Annotated in this window: 16 protein-coding genes; 9 read left to right on the forward strand and 7 right to left on the reverse strand. The window is 58.8% G+C overall.

All coding sequences use genetic code 11. The annotated features are described in order from the left end of the window. Window positions 1–21: 21 nt before the first annotated feature. The gene (rlmN, locus tag ACFWW2_RS08235) at window positions 22–1,197 is read right to left on the reverse strand and encodes a 23S rRNA (adenine(2503)-C(2))-methyltransferase RlmN (RefSeq protein WP_393927493.1); all 1,176 of its coding nucleotides are present in this window, start codon (window positions 1,195–1,197) and stop codon (window positions 22–24) included. Window positions 1,198–1,292: 95 nt separating this feature from the next. Then, window positions 1,293–1,823 carry an invasion associated locus B family protein gene (locus ACFWW2_RS08240; RefSeq protein WP_393927494.1) on the reverse strand — a complete coding sequence of 177 codons (531 nt, stop codon included), beginning with the start codon at window positions 1,821–1,823 and terminating at the stop codon, window positions 1,293–1,295. A gap of 195 nt (window positions 1,824–2,018) precedes the next feature. Here ACFWW2_RS08240 and ACFWW2_RS08245 point away from each other — a divergent pair, with 195 nt between their 5' ends. Further along, window positions 2,019–3,008, forward strand: coding sequence for an asparaginase (locus ACFWW2_RS08245; protein WP_393927495.1), 990 nt, complete (start codon window positions 2,019–2,021; stop codon window positions 3,006–3,008). A 2-nt stretch (window positions 3,009–3,010) separates the two neighbouring features. Here the strand turns inward: ACFWW2_RS08245 and ACFWW2_RS08250 are convergent, their stop codons facing one another. Continuing rightward, window positions 3,011–3,934, reverse strand: coding sequence for an endonuclease/exonuclease/phosphatase family protein (locus tag ACFWW2_RS08250; protein WP_393927496.1), 924 nt, complete (start codon window positions 3,932–3,934; stop codon window positions 3,011–3,013). 54 nt (window positions 3,935–3,988) lie between these two features. Beyond that, window positions 3,989–4,129 carry a hypothetical protein gene (locus tag ACFWW2_RS08255; RefSeq protein WP_393927497.1) on the reverse strand — a complete coding sequence of 47 codons (141 nt, stop codon included), beginning with the start codon at window positions 4,127–4,129 and terminating at the stop codon, window positions 3,989–3,991. A 123-nt stretch (window positions 4,130–4,252) separates the two neighbouring features. On the opposite strand from ACFWW2_RS08255, the gene ACFWW2_RS08260 reads away from it, so the two are divergent. The 5 genes from ACFWW2_RS08260 (at window position 4,253) to ACFWW2_RS08280 (ending at window position 8,816) form a co-directional block, all read left to right on the forward strand. Continuing rightward, the gene (locus ACFWW2_RS08260) at window positions 4,253–5,086 is read left to right on the forward strand and encodes a methyltransferase family protein (RefSeq protein WP_393927498.1); all 834 of its coding nucleotides are present in this window, start codon (window positions 4,253–4,255) and stop codon (window positions 5,084–5,086) included. Beyond that, window positions 5,064–5,780, forward strand: coding sequence for a bifunctional 2-polyprenyl-6-hydroxyphenol methylase/3-demethylubiquinol 3-O-methyltransferase UbiG (ubiG, locus tag ACFWW2_RS08265; RefSeq protein ID WP_393927499.1), 717 nt, complete (start codon window positions 5,064–5,066; stop codon window positions 5,778–5,780). Before ACFWW2_RS08260 ends, ubiG begins: the two co-directional genes overlap by 23 nt. Window positions 5,781–5,856: 76 nt before the next feature. Beyond that, entirely contained in the window at window positions 5,857–6,645 is a 789-nt protein-coding gene (gene xth / locus ACFWW2_RS08270; RefSeq protein WP_393927500.1) for an exodeoxyribonuclease III, read from the forward strand. A gap of 15 nt (window positions 6,646–6,660) precedes the next feature. Continuing rightward, entirely contained in the window at window positions 6,661–7,794 is a 1,134-nt protein-coding gene (locus ACFWW2_RS08275; RefSeq protein ID WP_393927501.1) for a hypothetical protein, read from the forward strand. A 14-nt stretch (window positions 7,795–7,808) separates the two neighbouring features. Continuing rightward, entirely contained in the window at window positions 7,809–8,816 is a 1,008-nt protein-coding gene (locus ACFWW2_RS08280) for an alcohol dehydrogenase catalytic domain-containing protein (RefSeq protein ID WP_393927502.1), read from the forward strand. A gap of 33 nt (window positions 8,817–8,849) precedes the next feature. On the opposite strand, the gene ACFWW2_RS08285 is transcribed toward ACFWW2_RS08280, so the two are convergent. From ACFWW2_RS08285 to ACFWW2_RS08295, 3 genes are read right to left on the reverse strand one after another with little or no spacing between them, the layout of a single operon-like run. Beyond that, window positions 8,850–9,215 (reverse strand): VOC family protein, encoded by a 366-nt coding sequence (locus ACFWW2_RS08285; protein ID WP_393927503.1) that lies wholly within the window; start codon window positions 9,213–9,215, stop codon window positions 8,850–8,852. Window positions 9,216–9,268: 53 nt separating this feature from the next. Further along, on the reverse strand, window positions 9,269–9,490 hold the full coding sequence (locus ACFWW2_RS08290) for a helix-turn-helix domain-containing protein (protein ID WP_393927504.1): 222 nt from the start codon (window positions 9,488–9,490) through the stop codon (window positions 9,269–9,271). Further along, window positions 9,487–9,960, reverse strand: coding sequence for a DUF2975 domain-containing protein (locus ACFWW2_RS08295; protein WP_393927505.1), 474 nt, complete (start codon window positions 9,958–9,960; stop codon window positions 9,487–9,489). Before ACFWW2_RS08295 ends, ACFWW2_RS08290 begins: the two co-directional genes overlap by 4 nt. A gap of 130 nt (window positions 9,961–10,090) precedes the next feature. On the opposite strand from ACFWW2_RS08295, the gene ACFWW2_RS08300 reads away from it, so the two are divergent. From ACFWW2_RS08300 to rlmH, 3 genes are read left to right on the forward strand one after another with little or no spacing between them, the layout of a single operon-like run. Next, window positions 10,091–10,606, forward strand: a complete 516-nt coding sequence (locus ACFWW2_RS08300; RefSeq protein WP_393927506.1) for a hypothetical protein — start codon at window positions 10,091–10,093, stop codon at window positions 10,604–10,606. A gap of 43 nt (window positions 10,607–10,649) precedes the next feature. Beyond that, window positions 10,650–11,105: a ribosome silencing factor gene (gene rsfS, locus ACFWW2_RS08305; RefSeq protein WP_393927507.1), complete on the forward strand. Its 456-nt coding sequence runs from the start codon at window positions 10,650–10,652 to the stop codon at window positions 11,103–11,105. Further along, window positions 11,105–11,575, forward strand: a complete 471-nt coding sequence (rlmH, locus tag ACFWW2_RS08310; protein WP_393927508.1) for a 23S rRNA (pseudouridine(1915)-N(3))-methyltransferase RlmH — start codon at window positions 11,105–11,107, stop codon at window positions 11,573–11,575. The genes rsfS and rlmH overlap by 1 nt, the downstream gene beginning before the upstream one ends. Window positions 11,576–11,614 lie beyond the last annotated feature (39 nt).

Here is an 11,614-nt window from a genome sequence, read left to right on the forward strand (position 1 = left end):
TCTTGGTGAAGATGTCGTTAACTACAAACCGTTTTCTGCAGCTATTTGCGCACGCGATTTTCGGGCCCGTTCCGTGGCCGATTTCAACTGTCCGCAGGCGGCCATGATATCCTCGCCCCGCGGGGTGCGGATGGGGGACGCATAGCCCGCTTTGTAGATGATATCGGCAAAGGCGCGGATGCGGTTGTTTGACGACCGCTTATAGGGCGCGCCCGGCCATTCGTTGAACGGGATCAGGTTGATCTTGGCGGGAATTCCATCGATCAGCTTGATCAGACGACGGGCATCGGCGTCGCTGTCGTTCACCCCGTCCAGCATCACATATTCAAAGGTGATCCGCTCTGAATTGGAGACTTTTGGATAAGTCCGCAGCGCGTCCAGCAGATCGGCAATCGGCCAGCGTTTGTTGATCGGGACCAGCTTGTCGCGGACCTCATCGGTTGTTGCGTGAAATGACACGGCAAGCTGGCACCCAATCTCTTCCGCAGTGCGCGCGATTTCCGGCACGACACCCGATGTCGAAAGGGTGATCCGGCGCCGCGACAGCTGAATACCATGCGGGTCCATCGCGATCGTCATCGCATCGCGGACGTTCTCGAAATTGTAAAGCGGCTCACCCATGCCCATTAGCACGATGTTCGACAGCAGGCGGGTTTCGTCCTTGCGGGCGCCGGGCACAGGCCATTCGCCCAGATCGTCGCGAGCCAGCATGACCTGCCCGATAATCTCTCCTGCGGTCAGGTTGCGGACCAGCTTTTGGGTGCCCGTGTGACAGAACGAACAGGTCAGCGTGCAGCCGACCTGGGATGAAATGCAGAGCGTGCCGCGATCCGTCTCAGGGATGTAAACCACCTCAACCTCGTGACCGCCAGCGATCCGCACCAGATACTTTCGCGTACCATCGTCGGACACCTGCCGGGTGACGACCTCCGGCAGGGAAACCACGAATTTCTCGGCCAGCATCGCGCGATAGTCTTTCGCCAGATTGGTCATATCGGCAAAATCGCGGACACCCCAGTGATAGATCCACTGCCAGATCTGGCCGACCCGCATCTTGGCCTGCTTTTCAGGCGTACCAGCCACCATCAGGGCATCGCGCATGGCATCGCGCGTCATGCCCACAAGGTTTACCGGCCCTTCCGGCAGCTTGCGCGGAATGGTCAGCACGTCCTGGGTAATCGGGGCCTTGGCGTTCATGGGAATGCTCCGGATCGGGGGTCAAGCCTGCCATATAAGAGAAAGGGCCGGTTTCCACAAGAAAACCGGCCCCGCATGATCAATGAAACCGGGCGTCAGCTGGAACAGCGGTTCTCGGCCTCTTCCACGGCGGCAGTAAAGCCCAGCAGGCTGAACGTGTCCGTGGTGGTCGTGCCACGGCTCGAACGGCCCACGACAACGGCATTTGCACCGCGTTTCATGGCGGCAACGAACCTTGCGTCATCTTCTGGCGTGGCGGGCCAGGCGGTTTCGTCATCAGTGAACATCTGGAATGTGGTGCCACCAACCTCAAGGCTGACGGTTGATCCGTCGGCAAAGGGGTAGCCGCCCGCAAACATAACCTGCCCATTCACGCTTTCGGACGGACGGTAGAACACGATCAGACGAATATCACCGCGGTTCACCGACACGGTATTGCCGTCGCGGGTGTTCACGGTTTCGGTCGGGGCAGACACAGCCCAGCATTCGGTGGGGTCACTCTCAACAAACACGCTCCAATCGGTGTTCGCGGCAATCCGGTTGTCACTGACCTCTTGTGCCAAACCGGCACCAGCCCAGAACACAGCCGCAGCCACGCCAATTGCGCGAGAAATTTTAAAAATCATGTCACAGCCTCCAAGCTGTCCTTGCCTCTGGATGCTCCTGTTTTCGTCGCGGTGCATCTGGCGTACACCTTTTCGACTGGCAGGAACTGTTTCAACTCGATAGCCATAAGCGTAGCAAAAAACCGCCCGCCGGGGAAAGCCCCAAACGCGACGGCGGCTATCTGAAAGACATATACAATCCAAAAAGGCGAAAAAATGGCACATTCGGTTGATTTGGTCGAAGTCTGGCGCGGTGATCTGCTGGAATGCCTCCATCAGGGGCATGCGGTGGTCTGCGACGATACCGGCCAGATTGTCGAAGCGTGGGGCGATCCGACCGCGCTGATCTATCCGCGGTCATCCTGCAAGATGGTGCAGGCCTTGCCGCTTCTTGAAAGCGGGGCAGGGGCGCATCTGAGCGATGAACAACTGGCACTGGCCTGTGCCTCGCATAACGGGGCAGCCATTCATACGGATCGGGTCCAGGCATGGCTTGGCGATCTGGGCCTGACCGATGATGATTTTCGCTGCGGTCCGCAAATGCCGAATGACAAGGATGCGCGCTATGGCCTGATCCGCGCGTTTGAGGAACCCTGCCAAGTCCATAATAACTGCTCCGGGAAACACGCAGGCTTTCTGACACTGAGCAAACATCTGGGGGCCGGTCCGGATTACGATCAGATCGACCATCCGGTGCAACAGGCCTGCAAGGCCGCCTTTGAAGAGGTCACACAAGAAACCAGCCCGATGTTCGGCATTGATGGCTGTTCAGCCCCGAACCATGCCTGCACTCTCCACGGTCTGGCGCGGGCCATGGCGTTCTTTGCCAGCGCCCATGACCGGTCTGATGCGCGCAGTCAGGCGGCGGTCCGGCTTGCCCGCGCAATGAGTGCCTTTCCTGAACTGGTGGCGGGCGAAACCCGTGCCTGTACCGAACTGATGCGGGCGATCGACGGCAATGTGGCGATCAAGACCGGGGCCGAAGGTGTCTTTATCGCGATCATCCCGGAAAAGCGTCTTGGCGTCGCGCTCAAGATCGCGGACGGGGCCACGCGCGCTAGCGAATGCGCCATCGCTGCAATCCTGGTGCGGCTCGGTGTGCTTGACCCCGCCCACCCAGCCACCGTGGCGCGCATGCAGCCGCCGATCCACAACAGGCGAGATATCGTCACCGGTCAGATCCGCCCGGTCGCGGCACTGCGCTAAGATCAGGGCAACCCGTCAAGGTCAATGACCACGGCGGCATGATCGCTGGCATGCGGCCTGTGCCAACCAACACCAGCAAGGCGCTGGCCGCGAAACCGGGAGGATTCCGCACCCAACCCCATGCGCATAACGCGCGGCACCGCGTCCGGCCACCTTGCGGCTAAGGCCGGTGAGGCCAAAAGCGCGTCCGGGCAATGATAAAGCCCCGAATGCGGATCGAAATAGGTCCAACGCCTGTCGACCGGCAAACGCTGCATCAGATCAACACTGACATCCCCTTCCAGCGGCGCGATGGCTCTGGGATGACCGGCATCGCCGTCATTCGCCTCGTTCAGATCACCTATGATCAGCCAAAGACCCTTAGCCGGGTCCTCAAAGCGGCGTTCGATCAGGCAGCGCGTGGCGCGCGCCTCCAGATTGCGGGTGATCCACGCCTTGTCGGGATCCGGATAGGGCGATTTGAAATGGCACACAAAGAGCGTCATCGGACCGATATCGACCATCAGGCAATCACGCCGAAAGACCGGCAATTCCGGATCTACCCCTGCAGGGGCGTACATCCCTACATCCGCCAGTTTCAGCGATGCGTGGCTTTGCACCCGATCAAGCGGGCGTCGCGAAAGCATCGCCACATCCAGCCCGCGCCCATCGTTCCCGGGCAGGCAAACCCGATGCGGATAAGGGCGGACACCCGCAGGAACCAGATAAACATCGTGAAAGTAATCAAGGGTTTGCTGGTCAAATACCTCTTGCAGCGCAACAACGTCCGCATCCACCTGCAGCAACAATTCGGCCGTCAGCTTGCGGTCGATCTGGTCAAGACCAGCATCCTCAGACACATCCGAATCCCGCGCACCGCGCAGCGGGTTACCGTCAGCGTCAGGAAACAGCCTGAGGCTTTGAACGTTGAGTGTGGCAATACGCATGCTGCGTCAAGGTCGCACGGCTACCCGGTTTTACAAAGCATCAAGATCGGCAGATCAGCCCGAGAACACCCGGAAAGCCAGTACAACCAATCCAATCAGAAAGATGACGATTGCCGCCATGATGCGAACGCGCGCGAAAGGTCTTACCAGCGAAACCGGATCGTGTCGTTTCGGCGGTTTGTCATCGTCGGTCATCACCATGCCTCTCTACGTAAAAATAGCGTCCGACTGTCCGGGTAAACTGATAAATCACAATCATACTGCGACCCTTCGTCTGACATGCTTGCCATTGGGTGCAGCGGGTCTATCTGGCTCGCGATGCGACAAGATAACAAAACGCAATTCACCCGACTGCTGCAGCTGGTCTTCGGCGCGTTTCGCCCACCACCGGGACGACGCCGCATTCTGATCGCACTGATTTACGGGGTAATTTGCCACAGCATCTTCACCCTGTCCGTGCTAGCGATGATGATCGCCATGTTCTTCGGGATGAGCGAAAGTTTCGGCCGGGTTCCTGACCCCTGGCTGTGGCTTGCGAATGCGGCACTGATCCTGCAATTCCCGCTTGTGCATTCGTTCTTGTTGTCGGGGCGGGGCCGCGCAATTCTGTCAAAGCTGGCGCCGGCACCTCATGGTAAAACGCTGGGCACCACGACCTATGCAATTATCGCATCAATGCAGTTGTTCCTGCTCTTCACCTTTTGGACGCCCAGCGGGATCATCTGGTGGCAGGCAGAGGGCGCGGCATTTGCCGCCATCTGTACGCTTTACGCCGCCTCGTGGCTCCTGCTGATCAAGGCCAGCTATGATGCAGGTGCCGAAGTGCAGTCTGGCGCGCTGGGCTGGATGTCTCTGATGCAAAAGATCAAACCGGTCTTTCCCGACATGCCAACAACCGGCCTCTTCCGTTTCATCCGGCAACCGATCTATGTGGCGTTTGCACTCACCCTTTGGACCGTGCCAGTCTGGACGCCTGATCAACTGTTCCTGGCAATCAGCTACACAGCCTACTGCCTGCTGGCCCCGCGACTGAAAGAACGACGTTTCCGGAAAATCTATGGCGACCGGTTTCGGGCCTATCAGGCGCGCGTGCCCTACATCATCCCCACCTTCAAAAGGAATGTCCCCGATGGCCAGCCCCGAACGGAATGATCTGACGATCTATGATCAATATGCCCAGAATTGGTGGTCTGATGATATCCGCTGGGTGCGCACGCTGAAAAACCTGGTCCCCGGGCGATTGAAATGGTTCGACAGGCATGTGGACTGGGCGGGCAAGGCGGTGCTGGATCTGGGCTGCGCGGGTGGGTTCATGGCCGAAGCCTTGGACGAAAAGGGCGCAGAGGTCACCGGTATTGATCCGGCGAAAGATGCCATAGCGGCGGCGCAGGCACATGCGGCGGAAACGGGCGGCGACATCCGCTATGATGTGGGGCTTGGAGAGGACCTGCCTTACCCCGATGCGCATTTTGACTACGTGGTTTGCGTCGACGTGCTGGAGCATGTTGCGGATCTGCCAAAAGTCTTGTCAGAGGTCGCGCGTGTCCTCAAACCCGGCGGTGTGTTCCTGTTCGACACCATCAACCGAAACATCATCGCACGACTTGCCGCGATCACAGTGGCCGAAGATATCCTGCGCATATTGCCAAAAGGCACCCATGATCCGGCAATGTTCATCAAGCCGGGCGAATTGCAGGCAGCGCTTGAAATGGCGGGGTTGATCCTCGGTCCAACCACCGGTTTGGGTCCCAGAGGCATCAACCGGCGCGGTGACCTGACCTTCGGCCCCCTGCCGCTGCGCACGGTTATATATATCGGTCTGGCAACGAAACCCGCCCAAGGTTGAACAATCGGTCAGGGCGAGGCAAACAGGTTCAATAATGCAGCGCGGCGCCGCCGCCCCATTGAAAGCCCGAACCGCCATGCCCTTCACCCTTGCCACCTGGAACATCAACTCTGTCCGCCTGCGCGAGGATATCGTCGCCAAACTGATGCGCGAGGAAGCCCCGGACGTGCTCTGCCTTCAGGAATGCAAAAGCCCGGTCGACAAGATCCCGGTGGAGCAGTTCACAGCACTTGGCTACACCCACATGGTCGCGCGCGGGCAGAAGGGGTACAATGGCGTCGCCATTTTCTCCAAAATCCCGATGGAGGAAGCCGGGGCAGAGGATTACGCGGCCCTCGGCCATGCCCGCCACATTGCGGGAAAGCTGGAAAACGGGGTCACGATCCACAATTTCTACGTGCCAGCGGGGGGCGATGTCCCTGATCGCGACGTGAACGAGAAATTCGGTCAGAAACTCGACTACCTGACCGAAATGCGCGACGCCTTTCATACGGACAAACCGCAGAAATCCATCCTTGTGGGCGACCTGAACATTGCCCCCCGCGAAGATGACGTGTGGAGCCACAAGCAACTGCTCAAGGTCGTTAGCCACACGCCCATTGAAGTCGACCATTTCGGGCAGGTCATGGATGCAGGCGGCTGGTCCGATGTGACCCGCAACGACATCCCCGAAGGACAGCTTTACAGCTGGTGGTCCTACCGGGCGAAAGACTGGGACGCCGCCGACAAGGGGCGCAGGCTCGATCACATCTGGGCCACGCCCGACATCAAGAATGCCGCCCATTCCAGTCGGGTACTGCGCGACGCGCGCGGCTGGGAAAAACCCAGCGATCATGCACCCGTTTTTGCAACATTCGATCTGTAAAACAGGAACCGAGAAATGGGACTTTTCTCACGGGCACCCAAGGGTGATCTGAACCTGAATTATGATGCCATCGCCGGATACGCTGTTGGCTGGCTACCCTACTCGGAAAATGCCATTCAACTGGCATTTCCGCATCTCACAGTCAGCCTTGCGACGATACTGGACTACAACAGGGGCACGACAGATGGTTTTGCACTGTTCGACGCCGATCAGACTGAACCGGTGCTATGCATCGCCAAAGACGGCGACAGCGGTTATGCCTTTTCCGTCTCGGCGCATAATCGGCAGGCTCTTATCCTGGGGAAATACCGCATCGATGAAACTGTGTTGGGCGATTTCCGCGATGATCACATGGACTCTGCCGATTTCTGGGTGGATGGATCAAAGATCGTTGTGATGGGTGGAATGCGCGAACATGGTGCTGCCTATACGGCGCGTCACATGTTCTTGCCGCCGGCCGATTGGACGGGCGATCTGCGCAAGGCAGGCGCGGATGTTTGGCGAACATGTGTCCTGTCCGAGACGCGGTTTTTCGTCTCGGGTCAGCGGATCCGGCCTACGGATGACATTGATACCGCCGGCGGCGTGAAACTGGTCAAGAAGCATCGCGGGCAGGCCCGGCAGCCATTACAGCCCGGGCCAAACCGGGGTGGCGGCGACCCGATCAAGCTTTTGTTGCAGGGGCTGTATTCGTCAAAAGAGGCGCAAAAAGCCTATCTGAAGCTGGCTGATATCATAGTGTACAATGCGGGTATCGCGGCGACAAAGGCCAGAATCAAAACCGTATTTGAAAACCACGAAGCACCCGACGACGTGGCCTTGCGTCTGTCCGAGATGTATAATGAGGAACGTGAGACAGTTTTCATGGTCCCGTTAGACTGGACAGCGGAACCGTCGGATCTGGCAAATCGGATCACATGCGCGCTGGGTGACGAGGCTGTGCCATTACCTGTCGTCGAAAACAGGTCCGTTGCCGAAGATGGCGTTTTCGCGGTATACGCGAAAAGCCTGCAGGATGCCGGTTTTGATCTGTGGAGCCTTGATACCCAATCCGACACGCATTGCCTGTTTGTGGCACGCAAGAAGGATCGCAAGCGGATCGCGAAACTGCTGATACCAACGCAGGCCGCGGCCTGCGTCTTTGCATAAAGGAAAGCCTGCCGATGAAAGCTCTGATCCAACTGCATGACGGCTACGCCGATACCCAAACCGGCCCGAATATCGACGACCTGTCGCCCTTTCTGGCCTTGAAGGATGTGCCGGTCCCCACGCCCGGCGACGTGCAGGCGCTGATCAAGGTGCATCTGGCTGCTGTGAACCCTTCTGACATCCATTTCATCAAGGGCGAATATGGCCAGCCCCGCGTCAAGGGGATGCCTGCCGGGTTTGAGGCAGTGGGCGAGGTTGTCGCGGGCGACACACCGCTCAAGGGCCAGCGCGTCAGCTTCTTCGCCGATGCCTCGGGCACATGGGCCGAATACGCCATGACTGACGCCAGCCGCCTCGTGCCCTGTCGTCCCGATCTGGCGGAACCCGACGCGGCGGGTCAGTTGGTCAACCCGCTCACCGCCATCGCCATGTTCGATATCGTCAAGGAAAGTGGGGCGGACAGCTTCATCCTCAATGCCGCAGGCTCGCAACTCGGCAAACTGCTGATCGCGCTGGGTCGGGATCATGGGATCGAACCCATCGCCATCATTCGGCGGGCCGAACAGGCGCAGGCGTTGAAAGACCTCGGCGCCGCAGAGGTGATCGTGACCGGCGCCGATGACCCGCTGGGGCAAGCGCAATCCATCTTCAAAACGCTGAAGCCACGCATCCTGCTGGACGCGGTTGGGGACCAATTCACGTCCGATCTGTTCTTCGCCATGCCATCCCATGCGCGCTGGGTGAACTACGGCAAACTCTCGACCGAGGAACCAAAGCTAACCCAGCTTGGGCAGATGATTTTCATGGGCAAGCAAATCGAAGGTTTCTGGCTGACGCGCTGGATGAAACAGGTTGATCCGGCTCGCATCCCCGAGGCGTTCAGCGAAATCCAGAAACGGTTCGTGACAGGCAAATGGACCACCGATGTTGCTGGCATCGTGCCACTGTCCGAAGCGATGAAAAAACTGCCAGAGGCGCTGGCCAAGCCCGACGGGAAAGCTTTCATTGACCCCAGGGTTTAGGATGGGCGGCGGTCGTCGCGTTGCCAAGCGGTGTCAGCTTGGTTCAAATAACTCCACCGCATTTCCAGAGGGATCATCGCAAAGGATTTGGCGCCCACCCGGCCCTTCGACAATTTGATTGCGGAAGGTGACACCGCTTTCGGTCATTGAGGCGACCATAGCATCCAGATCGTCAACCAGGATCACAATGCGGCCCCAGCCGCCCGGTTCCGGTTTTCTGCCATCAGGCATCGGCTTGGAGGCCGAAGCCGGTGGCCCGGCCACCCAAAGCTGTAGATCATCCTTGCTCAGAATGGCCATTGCTGGCCCGTATTGCTCTTCCAAGGTGAACCCAAACTTGCCCTGGTAAAACGCGATAGCCGCGTCGACGTCATCTACGATGTAGCGGAACTGTGCCATGGTGCTGACCCCCTGCCATGATCTTAGCCTCAGGCAGGATCACAGCAAAGCGCTCATGTCGTCTGCTGCTCCGCCTCCAGCAAATCGCCAGGCTGACACTCCAAAACTGCACAAATCTTGGCCAGTGTTTCGAACCGGATCCCCTTGACCTTACCTGATTTGAGCAGGCTCAGGTTCTGCTCCGTGATGCCGATCGCCTGCGCAAGATCGCGGGACTTCATCTTGCGCAGGGCCAACATCACGTCGAGGCGGACGATGATCTGCATGTCTTTCATACGAATGACCGGTTTTCGGACGCAACGTTAGACGCTTCGCGCATGGCCCAGCCGATCACGATGATTAGACCACCTGACAATGCGAAAAAGATCATTTCGCTGTTCAGGCTAATAGCGATGCTGCGCTTGCCGGGTGGGTTATGCATGGTCAGCAGTGCCGTCATGACCGGCTGCAATATGAACTGCATCAACGCTAGGCCCAGAAATCCCTGGCCGATACGTTTGATCAGATTGGCGCATGCCTTGGTCAGGACGTCGCCCGTGCGATATGACGCGAACAGCCTGCGCATATCGTTGAGAACAAAAAGAAATATGATGGGGCTGATCACCGATAGGGCGATTGCGCCGTATAGCTGACCTGCCGTGACGTTTCGGGTGACGGTGATACCATGCACCAGACCGTCCACGATCGCCTGATCCAATGGCATGTTCAGGGCACCGATCCAGAAGGCGACGGGCGTCGCAATCATTGCAAAAACTGTCAGCCATTGGAGCGTTCGGCTCCATCTTTTTACTTTATCTATCGACGACATAGTTTGGCCTTTCCGTTTCTAAAATTTAATGTAAAACAATAAAAAATACTTGTCAAAGGAGATTCACATGCGATTTGCACTTTTTTCTGCCCTGGCCTTGTCGGCCTGTACCAGCATCGTCCCGAGCACGGCGATGCAGTTGAGCGGCCTTTCACCCACGACTGCCGATCCGGCAGACCTCGCGGTTGACCTGACCCTGCCAGCAGGCATTGATGTCAGCCCCGGTTCGGCGTTGATGCTGTTCTCAACAACACGCAGTGATACGGATGAGACTGCGGCGGGTACTTTCGCGCTGCAACGCGACGGGTCCGTCTTTAAGGTGAACCCAGCCGACTACGCCGAACTGCGCAGCTTGCAGGCCACCGCGCGCGCCTGGTACGCGGAAAATGCCGACGCAACCAAGGGCTCTCTCTCGATCACCCTTTCACCGTGCCGCTTGGATGCAGGCCCAGAAGATGATGCGCGCGTCAGTGTTGCGGTCCGCATGGCACCGGACGGTGCGTTCCTGCCACTCGTCCGCAATGGGCCGCTGTCTGCCGTCACGTCAGAGGAACAATTGCGCGATATGCCCGACTGTCCTTAAGCGAATTGTTGAAAAAGCGCCGGGGCATTGCTAATTTCAGGTTATGCCCTGCGCCGGGGCCGTGACGGCGCGCTTTAAGGAGGACAATGCACTGTCTCTTTCCACCTCGGCCGCGTCGGCGGCCAACACCGGAGCCCCAGCAATGAGCGCTCCGAAAACTGCGACCAGCGAAAGCCTTTTGGCCGCTGTTCTCAAATCCCTCGATGATGACAAAGGCGAAGACATCGTGCAGATCAATCTGCGCGGGCGCTCTGAGATGGGTGATTACATGGTCATCGCCTCTGGTCGTTCGACCCGGCAGGTCACCGCCATGGCGGAAAAGCTGACCGATCGGCTCAAGCAGGAATACGGCGTCATTTCCAAGATCGAGGGCAAGGATGCAGGTGACTGGGTCCTGATCGACACGGGCGATGTCATCGTCCACATCTTCCGCCCCGAAGTGCGCGAGTTCTACCAGCTCGAAAAGATGTGGCAGACCGGGGCGGCCTCGACCGCCTGATGCGCGTCCAGATCTGCGCTGTGGGCCGATTGCGCAAAGGGCCCGAGCGCGAGCTGTATGACGACTATCTCACCCGGTTCGACCGGACCGGGCGGCCCTTGGCCCTTGGCCCCGCGCAGCCGATCGAAGTGGAAGATAAAAAGGGCGGCGGCATGGCCGCCGAAGCCATGCTTTTGCGTCGCGCTATTCCCGACAGCGCACTGATCTGCACGCTGGACGAGCGTGGTAAGCTGCTGTCGTCGCCTGACTTTGCCGCACAAATCGGGCAATGGCGCGACCAGGGGCGCCAGGATCTGACCTTTGTGATCGGCGGGGCTGATGGGATCGATCCTGACCTGCGGGCGCAGGCCGATGCGTCGCTCAGCTTTGGCAAGATGGTCTGGCCGCATATGCTGGTGCGTGTCATGCTGGCCGAACAGCTGTACCGGGCCGCGTCCATTCTTGCCGGCGGACCCTACCACCGCGCTTAGCGGTTTGCGCGCCCCCTGCGATGCGCTAAACCTCTGATC

It is taken from the genome of Yoonia sp. R2-816 (assembly GCF_046762905.1).
Lineage (GTDB): Bacteria > Pseudomonadota > Alphaproteobacteria > Rhodobacterales > Rhodobacteraceae > Yoonia.

Excerpts from the sequence above, each read along its gene's own strand:
- rlmN (WP_393927493.1), bottom strand. The coding sequence starts at position 1,197 with ATGAACGCCAAGGCCCCGATTACCCAGGACGTGCTGACCATTCCGCGC.
- ACFWW2_RS08240 (WP_393927494.1), bottom strand. The coding sequence starts at position 1,823 with ATGATTTTTAAAATTTCTCGCGCAATTGGCGTGGCTGCGGCTGTGTTC.
- ACFWW2_RS08245 (WP_393927495.1), top strand. The coding sequence starts at position 2,019 with ATGGCACATTCGGTTGATTTGGTCGAAGTCTGGCGCGGTGATCTGCTG.
- ACFWW2_RS08250 (WP_393927496.1), bottom strand. The coding sequence starts at position 3,934 with ATGCGTATTGCCACACTCAACGTTCAAAGCCTCAGGCTGTTTCCTGAC.
- ACFWW2_RS08255 (WP_393927497.1), bottom strand. The coding sequence starts at position 4,129 with ATGACCGACGATGACAAACCGCCGAAACGACACGATCCGGTTTCGCTG.
- ACFWW2_RS08260 (WP_393927498.1), top strand. The coding sequence starts at position 4,253 with ATGCGACAAGATAACAAAACGCAATTCACCCGACTGCTGCAGCTGGTC.
- ubiG (WP_393927499.1), top strand. The coding sequence starts at position 5,064 with ATGGCCAGCCCCGAACGGAATGATCTGACGATCTATGATCAATATGCC.
- xth (WP_393927500.1), top strand. The coding sequence starts at position 5,857 with ATGCCCTTCACCCTTGCCACCTGGAACATCAACTCTGTCCGCCTGCGC.
- ACFWW2_RS08275 (WP_393927501.1), top strand. The coding sequence starts at position 6,661 with ATGGGACTTTTCTCACGGGCACCCAAGGGTGATCTGAACCTGAATTAT.
- ACFWW2_RS08280 (WP_393927502.1), top strand. The coding sequence starts at position 7,809 with ATGAAAGCTCTGATCCAACTGCATGACGGCTACGCCGATACCCAAACC.
- ACFWW2_RS08285 (WP_393927503.1), bottom strand. The coding sequence starts at position 9,215 with ATGGCACAGTTCCGCTACATCGTAGATGACGTCGACGCGGCTATCGCG.
- ACFWW2_RS08290 (WP_393927504.1), bottom strand. The coding sequence starts at position 9,490 with ATGAAAGACATGCAGATCATCGTCCGCCTCGACGTGATGTTGGCCCTG.
- ACFWW2_RS08295 (WP_393927505.1), bottom strand. The coding sequence starts at position 9,960 with ATGATTGCGACGCCCGTCGCCTTCTGGATCGGTGCCCTGAACATGCCA.
- ACFWW2_RS08300 (WP_393927506.1), top strand. The coding sequence starts at position 10,091 with ATGCGATTTGCACTTTTTTCTGCCCTGGCCTTGTCGGCCTGTACCAGC.
- rsfS (WP_393927507.1), top strand. The coding sequence starts at position 10,650 with ATGCCCTGCGCCGGGGCCGTGACGGCGCGCTTTAAGGAGGACAATGCA.
- rlmH (WP_393927508.1), top strand. The coding sequence starts at position 11,105 with ATGCGCGTCCAGATCTGCGCTGTGGGCCGATTGCGCAAAGGGCCCGAG.